The organism is Tautonia sp. JC769 (assembly GCF_040717455.1).
GTDB lineage: Bacteria > Planctomycetota > Planctomycetia > Isosphaerales > Isosphaeraceae > Tautonia.
The window spans coordinates 1-17,931 of record NZ_JBFEFH010000024.1; the positions used below are offsets into that span (position 1 = coordinate 1).

At 67.9% G+C, this 17,931-nt stretch carries 15 protein-coding genes; 12 read left to right on the top strand and 3 right to left on the bottom strand.

The window, feature by feature from the left end; genetic code table 11:
- The coding region (locus AB1L88_RS20395) for a hypothetical protein (RefSeq protein ID WP_367098537.1) at window positions 1–319 on the top strand (319 nt) is incomplete at its 5' end.
- Between the two features lie 285 nt (window positions 320–604).
- Here the strand turns inward: AB1L88_RS20395 and AB1L88_RS20400 are convergent.
- The gene (locus AB1L88_RS20400) at window positions 605–2,077 is read right to left on the bottom strand and encodes a CAP domain-containing protein (RefSeq protein WP_367098538.1); all 1,473 of its coding nucleotides are present in this window, start codon (window positions 2,075–2,077) and stop codon (window positions 605–607) included.
- Window positions 2,078–2,672: 595 nt separating this feature from the next.
- On the opposite strand from AB1L88_RS20400, the gene AB1L88_RS20405 reads away from it, so the two are divergent.
- The 9 genes from AB1L88_RS20405 (at window position 2,673) to AB1L88_RS20445 (ending at window position 13,664) form a co-directional block, all read left to right on the top strand.
- Complete coding sequence (locus AB1L88_RS20405) at window positions 2,673–4,529, top strand: phospho-sugar mutase (protein ID WP_367098539.1); 1,857 nt, start codon at window positions 2,673–2,675, stop codon at window positions 4,527–4,529.
- Window positions 4,530–4,926: 397 nt separating this feature from the next.
- Window positions 4,927–6,306: an excinuclease ABC subunit UvrC gene (locus AB1L88_RS20410; RefSeq protein WP_367098540.1), complete on the top strand. Its 1,380-nt coding sequence runs from the start codon at window positions 4,927–4,929 to the stop codon at window positions 6,304–6,306.
- A 39-nt stretch (window positions 6,307–6,345) separates the two neighbouring features.
- Window positions 6,346–7,014, top strand: coding sequence for a hypothetical protein (locus AB1L88_RS20415; RefSeq protein ID WP_367098541.1), 669 nt, complete (start codon window positions 6,346–6,348; stop codon window positions 7,012–7,014).
- A 128-nt stretch (window positions 7,015–7,142) separates the two neighbouring features.
- On the top strand, window positions 7,143–7,958 hold the full coding sequence (locus tag AB1L88_RS20420; protein WP_367098542.1) for a DUF4058 family protein: 816 nt from the start codon (window positions 7,143–7,145) through the stop codon (window positions 7,956–7,958).
- Window positions 7,955–9,892, top strand: a complete 1,938-nt coding sequence (locus AB1L88_RS20425; protein WP_367098543.1) for an ABC-F family ATP-binding cassette domain-containing protein — start codon at window positions 7,955–7,957, stop codon at window positions 9,890–9,892. Before AB1L88_RS20420 ends, AB1L88_RS20425 begins: the two co-directional genes overlap by 4 nt.
- Window positions 9,893–10,287: 395 nt before the next feature.
- Window positions 10,288–11,157, top strand: a complete 870-nt coding sequence (locus AB1L88_RS20430) for a metallophosphoesterase (RefSeq protein WP_367098544.1) — start codon at window positions 10,288–10,290, stop codon at window positions 11,155–11,157.
- Window positions 11,158–11,964: 807 nt separating this feature from the next.
- Window positions 11,965–12,651: a YggS family pyridoxal phosphate-dependent enzyme gene (locus AB1L88_RS20435; protein WP_367098545.1), complete on the top strand. Its 687-nt coding sequence runs from the start codon at window positions 11,965–11,967 to the stop codon at window positions 12,649–12,651.
- Complete coding sequence (locus AB1L88_RS20440) at window positions 12,648–12,986, top strand: DUF167 domain-containing protein (protein WP_367098546.1); 339 nt, start codon at window positions 12,648–12,650, stop codon at window positions 12,984–12,986. Before AB1L88_RS20435 ends, AB1L88_RS20440 begins: the two co-directional genes overlap by 4 nt.
- Before the next feature lie 159 nt (window positions 12,987–13,145).
- Window positions 13,146–13,664: a hypothetical protein gene (locus tag AB1L88_RS20445; protein ID WP_367098547.1), complete on the top strand. Its 519-nt coding sequence runs from the start codon at window positions 13,146–13,148 to the stop codon at window positions 13,662–13,664.
- Window positions 13,665–13,710: 46 nt separating this feature from the next.
- Here the strand turns inward: AB1L88_RS20445 and AB1L88_RS20450 are convergent, their stop codons facing one another.
- Complete coding sequence (locus AB1L88_RS20450) at window positions 13,711–13,980, bottom strand: hypothetical protein (RefSeq protein ID WP_367098548.1); 270 nt, start codon at window positions 13,978–13,980, stop codon at window positions 13,711–13,713.
- 205 nt (window positions 13,981–14,185) lie between these two features.
- On the opposite strand from AB1L88_RS20450, the gene aroA reads away from it, so the two are divergent.
- Complete coding sequence (gene aroA, locus AB1L88_RS20455; RefSeq protein ID WP_367098549.1) at window positions 14,186–15,472, top strand: 3-phosphoshikimate 1-carboxyvinyltransferase; 1,287 nt, start codon at window positions 14,186–14,188, stop codon at window positions 15,470–15,472.
- An 11-nt stretch (window positions 15,473–15,483) separates the two neighbouring features.
- On the opposite strand, the gene AB1L88_RS20460 is transcribed toward aroA, so the two are convergent.
- The gene (locus AB1L88_RS20460; protein WP_367098550.1) at window positions 15,484–16,512 is read right to left on the bottom strand and encodes a radical SAM protein; all 1,029 of its coding nucleotides are present in this window, start codon (window positions 16,510–16,512) and stop codon (window positions 15,484–15,486) included.
- 390 nt (window positions 16,513–16,902) lie between these two features.
- Between AB1L88_RS20460 and AB1L88_RS20465 the strand changes: the two genes are divergently transcribed.
- Complete coding sequence (locus tag AB1L88_RS20465; RefSeq protein ID WP_367098551.1) at window positions 16,903–17,922, top strand: DUF1559 domain-containing protein; 1,020 nt, start codon at window positions 16,903–16,905, stop codon at window positions 17,920–17,922.
- Window positions 17,923–17,931: the final 9 nt, after the last annotated feature.

Genomic DNA, 17,931 nt, shown 5'->3' on the forward strand with positions numbered 1-17,931 from the left:
TGAGACCGTCCGGGTCGACCAGCGACGCGAGCCCGGCGACGTCACCGCCCTGGGGGCGAGCTGGGACCGGCTTGGCGAGGTGACGGTCTCCTCGGGCGTCTTGCAGGTCCGGCTGAGCAACCTGGCCGACGGCCTGGTCGTCGCCGACGCCGTCCGGATCGAGGAGGTCTCGTCCTCGTCGAGCTCGCTGTCCTCGCTGCTCGAACTGGCCCTGATCGACGAGGACCTCTCGAAGGCCCCGCGACGGTTCGAAGACCTGAGCTGGGTCGACGAGCAGGGCCGCGTTGATCGGCTCTCGCACGACATCCTGCGATCCTGAGCCTCCGCCGAGCCTGAGCCTCCGCCGAGGCTCGCGACGCTCGCCTCTTCCTCGGGACGGACGTGCGCCCACCCGGGCGGCCCTCCGTCCCGAGCACTCGCCGCGGTTGTGTCTGATAATGGACCTTATGCTCGCTTCGGGCTGGTGTGACCTCGGCATGATGTCCCCGCCGGAGGGATGAGGAATCAGGACGTGGAGCGGCCCCGGTCTCGAACGTCCATGTCCGGGGCCGGGGCCGCTGCTCACCGAGATTTGGGCGGACGCGGGACGCGTCCCGTTGATTGTTTAGCGGCTGGACGAGGCCGAGGCCAGGTCGGCCATCGAGGAGCCTTCGGCGATTCGCCAGGAGCGGATGCTGCTGAGGCTCGACTTGAGCAGCGAGAGCGCCGAGGAGGTCTCGGTCGATTCCGGGGTGGGCGTCGAGGCGGCGGCCGACCGGGCGGGAGTGGCCACCGATCGGGCCTCTCGGACGGCGACCGGCCGGGCCTCGACGCGGGAGGCGGAGATCACGTTCGAGGGGACGGTCGTCGGGTCGAGGGTCGCGGGCGAGGCGGTCGGGGGCGCGGCGGGAGCTTGCTCGGGGGTCCGAATCCGCGACCGCGTCGGGGTCGGGCTCGCGGGCGTGCTGGGGCTTGCCACCGGTACCGGTGCCGGTGCCGGCGTGGGTGTCGGGGTCGGGGTCGAGACGGGGGCCGGAGTCGAGATCGGGGCCGGGATCGACGCCGGGGTGAACGTCACGGACGCCCTGGAGGAGCGGACGCCGGCGGTCGAGGACGGCCGAGGGGAGCTGGTCGCGGGCACCTGCAACGCGGTCCGGGGGGCGTCGTTGACCCGGAAATCGACCTTGGTGTTCTCGCGGCCGACGACCACCTCGCGGCGGCCGACCACGCGGTTGTTGACGCGGACCTCGACCTGATGCAGGCCGGGGGCGACCTCGGCCTGGTAGCCTCCCGAGGACCAGGTCGTGACGTCGGACGACTGGCCGGTGCCGGTGTTGGTGATGGTGACCTGGGCGTTGGAGACCCCCTCGCCGAGGTCGTAGAACTCGTCCTTGTTCGCGTCGTCGAAGACCACGCCGAGGATCTTCGGGGCGGCCTCATCCTTGCGGGCGAACACCTGGGTGACGACCAGCTTCGTCTCGGTCGAGGACGCGGGCGAGCCGAACGGGGTGGAGCGATCGACCGCGACCTCGACCGGGACGATGGCCACGCCGACGTCCTGGTGGCTCTCCTTGCCGGAGTTCGTCTGCAGGATGTTCTCGCGGTGCGGGTTGTGGGCGTTGCCGGGGCCGTAATCGGCCAAGAAGGCCCTCATGGCGTGCTCGGAGGAGTCGACGCCGTAGATGATGTTCTCGGCGACGTCGTCGGGCCGGCCGTATCCGGTGGCGATCACGCGGTCGGTGGCGGTCTCGAGCCCCCTGGGGCCGTCGTGAGTCTGGCCGCCGAGACGGATCTGGTAGTCGGTGTGCTGCTTGGCGGCGTCGGCCAGCGAGGCGTCCCAGGCGACCGGCGGCCGGGAGTCGGACGAGGCGATGTCGGAGATGACGGCCTCGACCGAGTCGCCGTCTCGGGTGATGGCGGTGATGGCCCCCCGGGTGAGCCCCTGCTCCACGCGCTCGGCGGCCGACTCGGGATTGACGAGCGCCTCGTTGATCAGCTCCAGCATCAGCTGCTGTTCGCCGGTGACGTCGGCAGAGAGGAGCTTGCGGGCTTCCAGGGTCTCCAACCGAGGCGATCGTCGCGTCGTGGGGCGAGCCATCAAGACCTCCCTGTCTTGTTCGAGCCGTTGTTCCCTGCCATAGGGACACGGCATGGAATAGGAATCTTATTGGCGATTCGTCCGTCCGTCTTGAGCGGCATTGGCGGCTGAAAGTCGCCGTTGCCCGATGTCAAGAGCAATCGCAAGGGGTGTGCCAGAAATCTTTCGGGACGGGCTAGGATCATGGTGCCCGTTTCGCAACTCAAGAAACCGCCGGGGGATGCGATTGTTGAGAATCCTGGCCCCGGGCCCCGGCCGCCCGCGGGGCGCACTCGCCGTTTTCACGGTCCGTCGCCGCCTTTTTACAAGCGCAGGGGCAGGATCTCCAAACGCAAGTTTTGCTAAAGATTGGAGTTACGCCAGACGACTTGCGAAGCGTTGCGGGTCGTGCGGGTTGTGCCGGGCCTCTGCCCCGGGCCCGGGCCGACCCCCGCCGCGGTCTTGAAGGGGATCGAGCCGCGCGGATAGCCTGTGGGCGGGCGGCTGCCCCAAGACTCGCGCCCTTTGCCCTTGGGTCGAGACCATCGGGCCGGCGTGATGATTGAGCACGAAGGTGTTTGCAACGGGTTCGCTTCGCATCGAGGGAAAGGGTCTTATGTCTACGACGGCTAACGACGACTCCGTGGCTCGCGTCGCCCGGGCGACGGCCGAGGGCAATCTCTCCGAGTCGGCGGCGAGGAACATCCGCCGCTGGCTGACCGAGTCGCCGTTCGCCCCCCACCGCGACCGGCTCCGGGCCGACATCGAGCAGGGACGCTGGCAGGAACTCGACAACGCCTTCTTCGCCGTCCTCGAATTTGGGACCGGCGGGCGCCGGGGCCGGATGTACCCGATCGGCACCAATGTCCTGAACGAGCGGACGATCGCCGAGAGTGCCCGCGGGCTGGCCGATTACGTCACCTCGCGCAAGGGGTCCGACGCGGAGCGGTCGTGCGTGATCGCCCGGGACGCGCGGCGGAACTCGAAGGAGTTCGCCGAGTGCTGCGCCCGGGTGCTGGCCGGGGCCGGGTTCACGGTCTACCTCTTCCCCGAGCCGCGATCGACACCCCTGCTCTCCTTCGCCGTCCGGCATCTCGGCTGCGACGGCGGGATCATGATCACCGCCTCGCACAACCCGCCCTCGGACAACGGCTTCAAGTGCTACGCGGGCACCGGGGGCCAGGTGATCCCCCCCGACGACTCGGGGATCATCGCCTGCGTCGAGGCCGTCTCCGAGCGTGAGATCCCGGAAGTCGCGATGGAGCAAGGGATTCAGGAAGGGACGATTCGGCTCGTCGGCGAGGAGGTCGATCGGGCCTTCATCGCCGCCGTGGTCGCCCAGTCGGTCTCCGACGCGAGGAACGCCTCGATCGTTTACACGCCGATGCACGGCGTCGGCGAGTCGGCCTGCGGCGAGGCGCTCCGGGCGGCCGGGTTCGCGAAGGTCAACGTCCTGGAATCGCAGCGCCAACCCGATCCCGACTTCTCGAACGTCCCTGGGCACGTGGCCAATCCCGAGGTCCCCCGGACGCTCGAACCGGCGATCGAGGAGGCCCGACGCACCGGGGCCGACCTGGTCATCGCCAGCGACCCGGACGCCGACCGGATCGGCGTGGCCTTGCCGGTCGGCCCGTCGTCGGCCGGGGCGTGGACGACCCTGACCGGCAACCAGATCGGCGCCTTGCTGGCGGCCTTCGTCGTCGAGCAGTGCCAGAAGGCCGGGGGCCTCCGGCCCGATCACTACATGGTGACCACGCTCGTCAGCACGCCGATGACCCGCTCGATCGCCGAGTCGGCCGGGATCGGAATGGAAGACGACCTGCTCGTCGGCTTCAAATGGATCGGCCAGCGGATCGACCGCGCCGGGCCGGGCAACTTCCTGTTCGGCTTCGAGGAGTCGCACGGCTACCTCCGCGGCACGCACGTCCGCGACAAGGACGCCGCCGTGGCCGCCCTGCTCTTCGCCGAGCTGGTCGCGAGCCTGAAGGATCGCGGCCGGACGGTGCTCGACTACCTGGACGAGCTGTACCGCAAGCACGGGCACTACGGCGAGGCCCTGATCAACAAGGTCTACGAAGGCCGCACGGGACTCGAAAAGATCCGGTCCCTCATGGCCGCGCTCCGCGAGGACCCGCCGCAGCAGATCGGCGGCCTGGCGGTGACTCAGGTGGACGACTACGGGCGTCACGAGTCGCGCAGGCCCGGGTCGAGCGCCCCGCCCACCCCCCTGCCCGAGCCGTCGGGCGACCTCCTGATCTTCACGCTCGACGCCCCCGGCACCCGATTTGCCGCCCGACCGTCCGGGACCGAGCCGAAGATTAAGTTCTACCTGTTCGCCCGGACGGAGACCTCGCACCTGACCGACGGCGCCGGCCTCGACGCCGCCAAGGCCGAGACGGCGCAGCGGCTGGAACGGATGGCCGAGGACATCCACCGCTACATCGCCTCGAAGGTGCCGGAGGAGACGGCCTGATCCCACGGGGCCGGACGTGACGGCCGGCGGGCGGGTGCGGGTGGCTTCCCCCAAGAGACGCAAATCGAAGGAGGATGCCCGCCGATGCTTGCTCGACGACTGGCCCAGATGTGGGCGACGATGGTGATCGGCGACGGGGTGGTGGCCCTGCTCGAACCCCGACGCCACGCCGAACTCTGGCGAGGGGGGGCCGCCGGTCTACCGCGAGGTGGTCGATTGGTGCGCCCGGCATCCGAACCAGACCCGGGCGATCGGGGTCGCCTGGGCCGGGTTCGGCCTCTGGCTGGCGCTCCGGCAGTTGCCTCGCGCCGAAGAATAAAGAGAATCACCCCCCTGCCCTCTCGTCGCCGCCCCAGTTCAGGAACGCGAAGGGGGGCCGTCGCGGAGCGACCCTGCCATGCCCGACCCCTCGCCGACGACCGACCCGAATGCGTCAACCCCCGAGGCGGCCAACGCCCGGGAGGCCCCGACGCCGCTCCGCGCCAGGATCCGCGCCCTGCCGAAGACGCCCGGCGTCTATTTGATGAAGGACGCGCAGGGACGCGTCGTCTACATCGGCAAGGCCAAGAACCTGCGCAGCCGGGTCGGCTCGTACTTCGTCAAGGGGGCCGAGGCCGACCCCCGGATCCGCGACTGGATCGGCGAGGTGGTGGATCTCGACCACCTCGACGCCGACAGCGAGGTCGACGCCCTTTTGATGGAAGCCCGGCTCATCAAGGACATCCAGCCGAGGCACAACGCCGACCTGAAGGACGACAAGAGCTTCCCGTATCTTCAGATTACCACCGGCGAGGACTTCCCCCGCGTCAACTTCACCCGGGAGCCCCGCGACCGCGGCGTGAAGCTCTACGGCCCCTTCCCCCGCGCCAAGGGGCTCCGGGGGGCCATCCAGGTCTTGCAACGCATCTTCAAGTTCCGCACCTGCTCGCTCGACATCGATGAAGACGACCCCCGCTGGCGATGGTTCCGCCCCTGTCTCCTGCACTCGATCAACCAGTGCACCGCCCCGTGCAACCTCCGGATCGACAAGGAGACGTATAAGAAGGACATCCGCCGTCTCCGCCTCTTCCTCGAAGGGAAGAAGGACGTCGTCCTCCGCGAGATGGAAGACGAGATGAAGGAGGCGAGTAAAGCCCTCCAGTTCGAGAAGGCCGCCCGACTGCGCGATGAGCTGAAGGCCCTGCAGAACCTCAACCTCCGCGGCAACCTCGAAGACCACGCCCAGCCCGAGGTCTTCTATCAGGATCCGAAGAAGGGGCTCCGCGGATTGCAGAAGGTCCTGAACCTGCCGAGCACCCCCCGGACGATCCACGGCGTCGACATCGCCCACCTCGGCGGCACCGAGACGGTCGGCTCGCTCGTCACCTTCATCGACGGCCTGCCCTTCAAGCCCGGCTACCGCCGCTACAAGATCAAGAGCGTCAAGGGGGTCGATGACTACGCCTCGATCCGTGAGGTCGTCTCCCGCCGCATCCAGGGGTTGCAGGAACGGGACGAACCTTTCCCCGATATTTTCCTGATCGACGGCGGCAAGGGGCAGCTCAATGCCGCGCTCGACGCCTTCAAGGCGCTGGGTGTCGAGGTCCCCACGCTCATCTCCCTCGCCAAGCAGGAGGAAGAAATCTACGTCCCCGGCCGGCCCGACCCGATCGTCCTCTCCCGCCGGTCGTTCGCGCTCCGCCTCCTGCAATACGTCCGGGATGAGTCGCACCGCTTCGCCCAGCATTATCATCACATGTTGCGGACCAAGCGGACGCTGGGCGATGATGCGACCTGACGGCCTTTTTTCCCCATGTGGAAGCCGAGGAGTGCCACGATGCCTCGCGAACCGCAAACGCCCCGATGGCTCCCGTTCGTGACATTCCTCGCGGGGGTCGTCCTCACTGCGTCGGCGGTCGCGGTCCTCGACGTCGCCCGGGGCCAGGAGCGGGAGCCGTCGCGGCCCTCGGCCCCGCCGGATCCGCGATTCCCCGATGAGGTCCCTGGGGCCGACCCCGCGAAACCCGCTCAGCAGGAAGAAGGCATCACCGAAGATCCGGACGCCTCAGGTGCCGAGCAACTCTACAACGTGCTTGGTCGAGGACGAAGGGAACACATGCCTCCTCTCGAAGACGTCGGGGCGCCTCCGGATCCCAGGGAACTGGCTCGATTGCGTTTCGAGTTGGCGAGTCGAGTCCTTCAGACGGAACTCCAGCGGTTCCTCGAACCGCCCCGCGGGGCGGGAGCCTCATGGTTGAAGGAGCGGACCGGCCCGTTCCTGGAGTGGTCCCGCCGTCACGTCGAGGCTCGCCTCAACCTGGCCGAGTCCGACGAGGAGCGGATCGCGGTGCTTCGCAGCGAGCTTGCCCACACCCGGGCGCTGCTCTCGACCTTCGAGGCCCTGTCTCGGGGAGCCGCCTCCAGCATCTCCACGATGACAATCCTCGAGTTCAACCTCTATCGCCTCGAACTCCAAACCCGGCTCGCCGAGCTGGAGACGGAGTGATCCCCGACGCGTGGGGTGCCCGCAACCGCCGTCGTCCGGATCGCGTCGATCTGCTAGAATCGCAGACCTGAGTCTTCCTCGCGATGTCCGACGGCCCCCGCCCTCCCCGGGCGGCTTCGGAGGCGGCAATGCCCTCCCCCTTCCCCGGCATGAACCCGTTCCTGGAGCAGGAGGACGCCTGGCACGACTTCCACGAGCGGTTCCTGCCCGCGGTGGCCGAGGAACTGGGGGCGCAGCTCGTCCCGGATTACATCGTGAAGATCGATGAGCACATTTACGTCCACGATCTGCCCGGCGAGCCTCGGCGATTCGCAGGGCGGGCGGACATTTCGGTCGGCTTGGGGAACGGTCCAGGGGCCGGGGGCCTTCGAAAAGGGGTTGGGGTGATCGAGGCACCGCTCACGCTCGCCTTGCCGGAGGTGGATGTCGAGCGATTGGCGTTCGTCGAGATCCGCGACCGACGCAGCCGGGCGCTCGTCACGGTGATCGAGCTGCTCAGCCCGTCGAACAAGCGACCGGGCAGGGACCGGGAACAATACCTGGCGAAGCGGGCGCAACTGCTCGCGGGCAATGTCCACCTGGTCGAGATCGACCTGCTCCGAGGCGGCAAGCCCATGCCCCCCGAGGACCGCCCGCCGAGTGCCTATGCGGTGATGGTCAGCCGGGCCGAGCGGAGGCCGATCGCCGAGTTCTGGCCCATCGGCTTGCGGGCGTCGTTGCCGGAGATCCCGGTCCCCGTGCGGCCCCCCGATCCCGACGCCCGGCTCGACCTCCAGCGAATCCTGCATCGCATTTATGACGCGGCCGGATACCATTACTACATCTACGACGGCCGACCTGAGCCTCCCCTCGGCCCCGAAGACGCCACCTGGGCCGCCGCGATCGTCCCCAAGCCTGCTGCCGAACCGAACCCAAACGCTCCTGCCCCCCCGGACCTTCCATGATCCTCGCTTCCGCCTCCGGCCTGGGCCGCCAGTACACCGGCGACCCGCTCTTTACCGACCTCGCGTTCGAAATCCGGGCCGGCGAACGGATCGGCCTGGTCGGGCCGAACGGCGCGGGCAAGACGACCCTCATGCGCCTGCTCGCGGGCCTCGACCAGCCCGACATGGGCCGCCTCCACCTCCGACAGGGGGTCCGCGTCAGCCTGCTCCGCCAGCAGCCCGACTTCGATCCGAGCAAAACGCTTTTCGAGGTCGCCCGCTCCGGGCTCGCCTCCCTGCTCGAATTGCAGGACGAACTCGAAGAAGCCGCCCGGGAGCTGGCCGAGGCCGACGACGACGCCGACCGCGAGCGCGCCTCCCGGCGCTTCGCCGATCTGCAAGACCAGCTCGAACACCAGGACGCCTACGCCATCGAGCACCGGGTCGAGGAGATCATCACCGGCCTCGGCTTCAAGACGGAGGAGTTCCACCGCCCCGCCGGCACCTTCTCCGGCGGGCAACAGTCGCGCCTGATGCTCGCCCGGCTCTTGCTGGAGAGCCCGGATTTGATGCTCCTCGACGAGCCGACGAACCACCTCGACGTGGCCACCGTCTCGTGGCTCGAAGCGTATCTGTCGAGGCAGCCGACCGGCATGGTCATCGTCAGTCACGACCGCTACTTCCTCGACGCGACCGTCACCAAGATCTGGGAACTGTTCCAGGGGAGGGTCGACGCCTACCCCGGCAATTACTCGCAGTACTGGAAGCTCCGCGAGGAGCGGGCCAAGATCCTCGAACGTCGCGCCGAGAAGCAGGCCGAACAGGCGGCCCACCTCCAGAAGTTCATCGACAAGTTCTCCGCCGGCACCCGGGCCACCCAGGCCAAGGACAAGGCGAAGAAGCTCGAGCGGGTCATGTCCGAGGACATCGAGCTGATGCGGAACATCTCCGGCCCGCCGATGGGCTTCGACGAGGTGGTGCGTTCCGGAGACGTGGTCATCGAGGCCAAGGACCTCGGCAAGTCGTACGACAAGCCCCTGTTCGGCCGATTGAACCTCCAGGTCCAGCGCGGCCAGTGCATCGGCATCATGGGGCCGAACGGCGCGGGCAAGTCGACGCTCATCAAGACGCTCATCGGCCGGGTCAAGCCGGACGAGGGGGAGGTGAAGCTCGGCCACAAGGTGACGGTCGGCTACTACGACCAGGGGCTCGAATCCCTGCCGGCCGACACGCCCGTCCTCCGCGCCGTCTGGCCCGATGATGACCCCTCGTGGGTGATGCAGGACGTCCGCGACCTGCTCGGCAAGTTCGGCCTCTCGGGCGACCTGGCCTTGCAGACGGTCGGCAAGCTCTCCGGGGGCGAGAAAGGGAAGGCCGCCCTGGCCCGCCTGGCCGCCACGGGGGCCAATCTGCTGGTGATGGACGAGCCGACCAACCACCTCGACATCTGGTCGTGCGACGCGCTCGAGCGGACGATCCGGGAGTTCGAGGGGACCGTCCTCGTCGTCAGCCACGACCGCTATTTCCTCAATCAGGTGGCCGACCGGCTCATCGTGGTCGATGGCGGTCGAGCCCGGGTGGTCGAGGGGGATTACGAGGTCTACCGCCGAATGCTCGACCAGGAGGCCGAGGCCCTCGCCGCCAAACAGCGTGCGGCCGACGACCGCAACGGCTCACCGAAAGGAGGGGGCTCCTCTCCGGCTACTCAGTCCGCCAATGCCCCTGCCAAGGGGAAGAAAAAGAAAAAGTACCCCTACCGCAAGGCCGCCGACATCGAGCGCGAGATCGCCGAGGTCGAGGCCGAGATGGGCGAACTCGAACACGCGCTCGGCCTCTCCGAGACCTGGAAGGACGCCGACCGCGCCCGCAGGGCCCAGGAGCGTTACGACGACCTGGCCGAGTCGATCAAGGCCCTCTACGAGCACTGGGAAGAGGCGCTGGAGTATAATAGCTAGACCGTTTCGCCTGTTCGTCGCGTTTCGATCGCTCCACTGCCCCCCTCACCCGGCCTCCCCGGCCACCCTCTCCCCCGCAACGCAGGGGCGAGGGTTAAATCTGCCTCCCTCTCCCCGCTCGCGGGGAGAGGGCCGGGGTGAGGGGTCCTCGGCAAGGACTCGGGGCGTGGCGTTCGAGTCGCAGCCCCCTCACCCGGCGTGGGGCGCCTGGAATCGTGTCGACCCCAGCGGGACACGACGTGGCCCCAATACCTGGGACCAGCTGACGCCAGCCAGCCCGCAGAACCTCGATCACAGGACAGGCGCGACCTCCGGCCGAGACGGGCCAGGCCCTCGACGGACCTTCCCCGTCGCACCGAACCCTCACCTCCCACCGGCACGACCGAGTCGATCTGATGCCCGACCCGCAACGCGTCCTCCCCTTGATTCGCCGCGCGGCGATGCTCTCGCGGGCCACTCCCGGCAGGGTCGGCAGCGTGGTGGCGATCCCGTCCGAATCGGTCGATGACGTGATGGTCGTCGGCGACCTGCACGGCAACCTGGTCGCCTTCCGCAAGGTCCTGGCCGTCGCGGACCTGAAGACGCATCCGAGGCGTCATCTGGTCCTGCAAGAACTCGTCCACGGCGACAGCTTCTACCCGGACGAGGGGGGGGACCGGTCGCATCAACTGGTCGACCTGGTCGCGGCGTTGAAGTGCCAGTTCCCCGATCGCGTGCACCTGATCCTCGGCAATCACGAACTCTCGGAGCTGACCAACCGGCCGATCGCCAAGAACGGCGTGGCGCTCAATGCCCTGTTCCGGGCCGGGGTCGAGACCGCCTACGGATCGATGGCCGACACCATCATCGAGGCGTATCACGACCTCTTCCGCTCCCTCCCGCTGGCCGTCCGATGCCCGAACCGGGTGATGCTCTGCCACACCCTGCCCGACGGCAAGATGCTCGACGACCTCGACCTCGACCCCTTGCACACGGGCGTCTGGACCCCCTCATCGTTGCAGCGCGGCGGGGCCGTGTACGCGATGACCTGGGGACGCGACGACCGCCCCGAGACGGCCGACCGCTTCGCCGAGCTGGTCGACGCCGACTGCTTCATCACCGGGCACCAGCCCTGCGACGACAGCTTCCGGGTGGCCAATCACCGCCAGCTCATCATCGACGGCACCGGCCCGTACCCGGCCTACTGCCTCTTTCCCGCCACCGAAGCGGTGACGGTCGAATCGCTCAAGGACGGCGTCCGGCTGATCGACCTGGCCTCCGGTTAATCCGGCCGGGAATTGGGCGGGGCGGTCGAGGCGTGGGCGAATCATCCCGATTCACCTGGAACCGTGTTCTTTCGTAGGGTCCGCTGTGCGGACCGATCCCTCGACGCCGTAAGGAGATCGGTCCGCACAACTGACTCGACAACGGCAACTCTTTCGAGCCATTCCGGATCATCCCACGAAATCAAAAACGGCCCGATCGAAAGGACCGAAGTCCGATCAATCGGGCCGTTTTGAATAAGCCGGCCGGGGTTCGCCTCCTCGAACCACCTCTCCCATAGCTCAAGGAGGGAGACCCCGACCAGCTCAGATTGGTGACGCTCCCCGGGCATTTTCCCGCGTCCGGGGGAGCATCGGTGTAAGACAGGGCGAGCGGGGGGGTCGTGCGAGGCAACCCGCTCGCCCTTTGGCGGTTGACCGGTCGAAGCCGGCCGTCGCCAAGGGGTGGGGTGATTTCTTGTCAATGAGAAGGTCTTCCGAGCCCGATGCGTCTCGCGTTGGCTCGTGCCTTTGATGCCGGAACAGAGAAAGCAAGCCGAGTGCCAAAGCGGCGCGCGTGCCCCGCCGTCGCATTGGGCTTCCCCGCTCCGTGATGCGCTAAGCTCGGCGGCTCAACCACTTGCGATCGGGAAAAAATTCGACCGGGGGCAGCCCTCGATCCCTCCGCCGGTCGGGTGTGTTGCTGTCGCGCGTCCTGGAGTGCACGCTTCGCGAGCAGTCCTGCCACTGGATTCGGCGGCCGATTCCGGCGGGGCGGCCCGATCGGATTGACCGCTTTGTCGGGCGACATCCCCTCGGTACACTGGGAGCATGATGGAGGACCGCATTCGAGAGAACCTGGACCGCATTCGCGGTCGGATCGCCGAGGCCGCCCGCCGATCGGGCCGCGCCCCCGACGCCGTCCGGCTGGTCGCGGTGACGAAGAAGAACCCGCCCGAGCGGATCCTGCCGCTCATCGCCTGCGGGCAGCTCGACCTGGGCGAGAACTTCCCGCAGGAGCTCTGGAAGAAGGTCGAGGCGCTGGCCGATCGGCCCGTCCGCTGGCACCTGATCGGCCACCTGCAGACGAACAAGGCGAAGCGGACCGCGGCGATGGTCCACCTGATCCACAGCGTCGACTCGCTCAGGCTGCTCCGCCTGATCGACGACCTGGAGTCTCCCCCCGCCGTCCTACTCCAGGCCAATTGCTCGGCCGAGGAGGCCAAGCACGGCTGGGCCCCCGAGGCGATGCTGGCCGAGGCCGAGGCCATCGCCTCGTGCGCCCGCGTGCCGATCGTCGGCCTGATGACGATGGCCGGCTACGACACGACCAACGAGGAAGCCCGGCCCACCTTCGCCCTGCTCCGCGAGCTGCGCGACCAGATGCGCTCGCGCACCGGCCTCGACCTCCCCGAGCTTTCGATGGGCATGTCCGGCGACTTCGAGGCCGGCATCGAGGAAGGGGCCACCCTCGTCCGCGTCGGCTCGGCCCTGTTCGAGGGGCTCGACGCGCCGTGATCGCCCTGACGCCCCACGCCGATGGCACCGTCATCCCCGTCGTCGCCCAGCCCGGCGCGAAGCGTCCCGCCGTCCTCGGCGAGCGCAACGGCGCCCTCCGCCTCGCCGTCTCCGCCCCTCCGGATAAGGGGAAGGCGAATGCTGCCCTGGCGACCTTGCTGGCCGAGGTGCTTGGTTGCAAACCGTCCGCGGTTGTCCTTCTGTCCGGCCCGACGAGCCGTCAAAAGCGGTTCTTGATCTCCTGCCTGACGCCGGACGAGGTCCGCGATCGCCTTGCGTCGATGACGCCTTCCACCTCTTCGACGAGGGGGAGCCCACCATCGGGAGAGGGTTGACGTGTGTCAAGGGAAGGTCTTTGTGAGAATCCACGGATTCACCGCTGATGACGCAACGGCCTTGGAACAAAGCCGTTGCGTGATGAGCAAGTGATGGATTGCCGTTGCCAGTCCGATGCTTCGGGTTGATCGGAGTTTGGTGATTCAGCCGGAACAGCCATGATCCATACCGAGCAAATCATAGGACGGTCGATCGACATTTGGTCGGAGTGGTTGGGCCAGCGTGTCCTAGACATCGAGGCGCATGTTCCACAGGGGGTCGACGAGCTTTACGAAATCCAAGTCGGTCTTTCCCCATCAAATCGACGCTACTTTATTGGGTGGCAGCAAGAAGATGGACCCTCGGATGAGACCCTCTTCTACTGGCTGTCGATGCAGCACCACTCGCACTTCTTGGCTGATCTACCGAGAGCGGGCAGCCTGGCACCGCCGCTGAAAACCATCCTGGATAAAACCATCCTCGCCGTTGAATTGTACGGGTGGAAGGCTCTTGATGCCGTCGTCGCTGTCATCATCCAATGCCCCGGCTCGACCATTGGCATCGCCACGACCCGGTATCTGTTGAACAAAAGGAACCTCTCACGTCTTGGAATCCAAGAGCTTGCTGTCGTTGAGGAGGACCAACTTCGGGCGGAATTATTGCGTCAGGACATTGAGAAGGTCGCTGATCTTCGATAGCCGTTCAGGGCTTGTACCGGACCGTGCCGAGAACGTGATGAGTTTCCTATTTCACGTCCAGGAGTTGTTCGACCTTCGAGAGCGTGGGGTTGTTGTCATCAGCGACCGCCCTCTCGCCGACTGCGACTTCGAACTGAAGATCGCTGATACGATCGAGTTTCGAACCCCAGAAGGCTTGAGCTTCCAGACATCTATCGCCGGCATCGAGACGTGTAATCCATTCGACCCGCAGCGGGAATTCGCTTTCATACTCCCTCGCCAGATGCGCAAGGGTGAGGTTCCTGTCGGGGCTGAGGTTTGGAAGATCGGCGATCAACTTCCACCTGCGTGATAGGTCTTGGCATTGTGTAGACAGACTCGCACCCAAGGAAATTCTACCATCCCTCCCCAGGACCTCGGCCGGTCGCCGGAGCAGGCGCCGCAGTGGGTGCGGGTCTGAGGTATGATGGGGAGGATGCCGGCAGCCGGCCGGCACCGTCACGACCCGTTCGCAAGAGCCCCGACCGCCCGAGCCCCCTCCCATGCCGGACTTTCCCGCCGAAGTCACCGTCACCCCCCTGTCCCAGCCCCCCCGGGCATCCGTCCGGGTGCCGGGATCGAAAAGCCTGACGAACCGGGCGCTGGTGGTCGCCGGCCTGGCCCGAGGCCGGAGTACGCTGACCGGCGCCCTCGACAGCGACGACACGCGGGTGATGATCGAGAGCCTTCGGCGCCTGGGCCTGAGCGTCGAGCATGATCCCGCCTCGGCCACGATCGTCATCGAAGGTCGGGGGCGGCACCTGCCGGCCGAATCGGCCGATTTGTTCGTTGGGAATTCGGGGACGACCTTGCGGTTCCTGACGGCGATGGTCTGCGTCACCCGGGGGACGTACCGGCTCGACGGGGTCCCTCGGATGCGCGAGCGTCCGGTGGCCGATTTGCTGCTGGCGCTCAACCGCCTCGGGGCCGATGCCAGGAGCGAGTTCGACAACGGTTGCCCGCCTGTCATCGTCCAGGCTGATGGGCTGGATGGCGGCTATGCCGAGGTCCGGGGCGACGTGTCGAGCCAGTTCCTCAGCGGCCTGCTGATGGCCCTGCCCTGCGCCAAGGGGCCGACGACGGTGGAGGTGATGGGCACGCTCGTCTCGAAGCCGTACATCGCGATGACGATGGAGGTGATGGCCGCCTTCGGCCGCCGGATCAGCAACCGCGACTTCAAGCGGTTCAACGTCGAGCCGGCCCCCTACTCGGCCCGGACCTACGCGATCGAGCCCGACGCCTCGGCCGCCAGCTACTTCTTCGCCGCGGCGGCGATCACCGGCGGGTCGATCACCGTGGAAGGCTTGGGGACCGAGAGCATCCAGGGGGACGTCGGCTTCGTCGACCTCTTGGAGCACATGGGCTGCACGGTCGAGCGGTCGAAGTCGTCGATCACCGTCACCGGCAACGGGCCGCTCGTCGGGATCGACGTGGACATGAACGCCATCAGCGACACGGTGATGACCCTCGCCGCCGTCGCCCTCTTCGCCGACGGGCCGACCCGGATCCGCAACATCGCCCACATCCGGCACAAGGAAACCGACCGCATCGCCGCTTTGGCCGCCGAACTGCGCAAGCTCGGGGCCGAGGTGGACGAGCACCCCGACGGCCTGATGATCTTCCCGCCGTCGACCATCACCCCCGCCCGCATCCACACCTACGACGACCACCGGATGGCCATGTCCTTCGCCCTCGTCGGCCTGAAGGCCGACGGGGTGACGATCCTCGACCCCGGTTGCGTGGCCAAGACCTACCCCGGCTTCTGGGACGACCTGGCCCGACTCGGCTGATCATCCAAGAGTCAAACCGGGGCCGGTGCTCGGGCGGCCCCCTTGCCCGGGGCCGATCGCGGTTTCGACGGGGGGGCCTCGGGCGCCGGGGGCGTCGCGCCGAGCTTCGGCAGGTCCGGATTCTGGGCCGACCCGGTGCTGACGATCAGGCCCGCCTCGGCCCCCCAGGCGATCACCCGAGCCAGCCCTTCGCGACGCGCATCGAGCGGCAGGTGCTTGGTCGCCCCCGCCTCGCCGATCGAGAACACCGGGCCCCCTTCGTAGAGGTCCACCAGACGCTCGGCGTGGCCGAGCGGCACCAGGGCCTCCCGGAGTGCCGGGATCACCGCCGGTTGCAGGAAGGCGTAGTGCGCCATCGCCTCGCGGACGCCGATCCTCCCCAGTTCCCGGAGCAACGGCCGGAGGTTCTCCCTCGTGTCCGTCAGGCCGGGGATCAAGGGCTCGATCCGCGCCTCGACCGAGACCCCGGCCTCGATCAGGCATTCGATCCCCTTCAATCGCCGAGGCCCCAGGGGGGCCATCGGCTCCAAGGCCCTGCTGAGGGATCGGCCCAGCGTGGCCACGCCGACCGCCACCCGCACCCGCTCCGGGGCCGACCCGAGCAGCCGCGCTACGTCTCGCGTCACGCGCCCTCGGGTCATTAAAACGACCTCGATTCCTCGCTCAAGCAACTGCTCGATGATCCGGAGCGTCGCGGCGCGGATCTCCCGGATCGGCGGCAGGGGATCGCTGCTCGGGCTCAACACCACCCGCCTCGGCGGCACGTCGAGCGCATCGATCGCCGGGCCGATCGCCTCGACCACGCCCGGGTCGAACAGCAGGCGGCCCGGCCCGGGGTCACGCATCGTCCCCTTGACGAAGCAGAAGGCGCAGCCCATGGCGCAGCCGGCCGTCAGGTCGACGCCGTAAAGCCCCGAGTCGCGCACCCCTCCCCGGGCCGGCCGCAGCAAGGGGCCCCGTCGCCGCACGCGCCTGACGCCCGGCATCGGCGCCGATCGGCCGAGCATCCCCTGCTCCGGTTCCGCGATCGCAAGCTCCATCGTCGCTCCCTCCGTCCCAAGAGGAGCCGGCCGGGCTCGTCCCCGTCCCGTCGCGCCCGGGGCCCCTATGTGTACGGACGCATTTTACTGCCATTCTGTACAGAAGGCAACCGGCCCGCCCGAAATGCCCGGCGACGAGCCGCCAGCCTCTTGACAGGCGGGCAGCCCGACTGCATTTTGAGAACGAGAATCCATTCTCAAAAAGTCGGCCCGACGTCCCCGAGACGCGGGACGGATGACCGGGGGCCTTGTGCCCCCGGGGCCGACCGCCTCCGAGGTCTCGTACCCGGTGCGCCCGCGGGCCCGGGTGCCGATCGCCGTGCGCGCCGAGGTCCGGGCGACGCGGATTGAAGGAATCGCGATTTCGACACAGGAGAATCCATGCACCTCATGAACCGATCCCGGGGCTTCACGCTCATCGAGCTGCTGGTGGTCATCGCCATCATCGGCATCCTGATCGCCCTGTTGCTGCCGGCGGTGCAGAGTGCCCGCGAGGCGGCCAACCGGATGAGCAGCCAGAACAACCTGAAGCAGATGGGCCTGGCCCTGCACAACTACGAGTCGGGCGTCGGCGCCTTGCCCGGCTTCGGCGAATCGACCGCGTTCGGCTACTCGGTCCAGGCCCGCATCCTGCCCTTCATGGAGCAAGCGAATCTGAAGAACTTGATCAATTTCGAGCAGCCGCTCTATGTCGGGTCCGGCCCCTGGATCAGCCTGAACCCGTCGCAGGAGACCGCCTCGCAGACGGTCGTCCGCGGCTTCCTCTGCCCGAGCGACGGCCACGAAGCGATCTTCGACCGGTACTTCGGCGGCCGGATGGCGGGCACGAACTACGTGGTCAACATCGGCTCCGGCACGGGGACCTTTTACGACATCAACCACCGGACCGACGGCCTCTTCTGGAACGGCTCGACCGTCCGCCTGTCCGACATCCGAGACGGGCTCTCGAACACGATGCTCGCCTCGCAGTGCCTGCTCGGCACCGGGTTCGACACGGAAGGGCCGATGCCGGCCGAGCTGGGCCGGCAGGCCGCCAACCTGGGGGCCATCCTGCGGACGAACGGCGGGAATCCCGGCCTGGTCATGGATGGCCTGGCGGTCGTCAACCCCGACCTCGCCCCCCTGACCGCGACCGCGACCCGATGGCGGGGCGATCGCGGCTACTCCTGGATCTCGGGCCGCCAGGTGCCGGCCGCCTTCGACGCCTACCTGGCCCCGAACAGCCCGATTCCCGACGTCAGCGCCCACGGCCGCGGCTGGACGGCGGCCCGGAGCAACCACCCCGGCGGGGTCAGCGTGCTGATGGCCGACGGCAGCGTCCGGTTCATCAAGGAGACGATCTCCCTGGCCACCTGGCGGGCCCTCTCCACCCGGGCCGGCGGCGAGGTCCTCTCCGCCGACCAGTTCTGATTGTTGTTT

What these genes read in the sequence shown, in the direction of transcription:
- aroA (WP_367098549.1), top strand. Translation starts at nt 14,186, where the DNA reads ATGCCGGACTTTCCCGCCGAAGTCACCGTCACCCCCCTGTCCCAGCCC.
- AB1L88_RS20420 (WP_367098542.1), top strand. Translation starts at nt 7,143, where the DNA reads ATGCCCTCCCCCTTCCCCGGCATGAACCCGTTCCTGGAGCAGGAGGAC.
- AB1L88_RS20435 (WP_367098545.1), top strand. Translation starts at nt 11,965, where the DNA reads ATGATGGAGGACCGCATTCGAGAGAACCTGGACCGCATTCGCGGTCGG.
- AB1L88_RS20465 (WP_367098551.1), top strand. Translation starts at nt 16,903, where the DNA reads ATGAACCGATCCCGGGGCTTCACGCTCATCGAGCTGCTGGTGGTCATC.
- AB1L88_RS20445 (WP_367098547.1), top strand. Translation starts at nt 13,146, where the DNA reads ATGATCCATACCGAGCAAATCATAGGACGGTCGATCGACATTTGGTCG.
- AB1L88_RS20400 (WP_367098538.1), bottom strand. Translation starts at nt 2,077, where the DNA reads ATGGCTCGCCCCACGACGCGACGATCGCCTCGGTTGGAGACCCTGGAA.
- AB1L88_RS20410 (WP_367098540.1), top strand. Translation starts at nt 4,927, where the DNA reads ATGCCCGACCCCTCGCCGACGACCGACCCGAATGCGTCAACCCCCGAG.
- AB1L88_RS20430 (WP_367098544.1), top strand. Translation starts at nt 10,288, where the DNA reads ATGCCCGACCCGCAACGCGTCCTCCCCTTGATTCGCCGCGCGGCGATG.
- AB1L88_RS20425 (WP_367098543.1), top strand. Translation starts at nt 7,955, where the DNA reads ATGATCCTCGCTTCCGCCTCCGGCCTGGGCCGCCAGTACACCGGCGAC.
- AB1L88_RS20415 (WP_367098541.1), top strand. Translation starts at nt 6,346, where the DNA reads ATGCCTCGCGAACCGCAAACGCCCCGATGGCTCCCGTTCGTGACATTC.
- AB1L88_RS20460 (WP_367098550.1), bottom strand. Translation starts at nt 16,512, where the DNA reads ATGGAGCTTGCGATCGCGGAACCGGAGCAGGGGATGCTCGGCCGATCG.
- AB1L88_RS20405 (WP_367098539.1), top strand. Translation starts at nt 2,673, where the DNA reads ATGTCTACGACGGCTAACGACGACTCCGTGGCTCGCGTCGCCCGGGCG.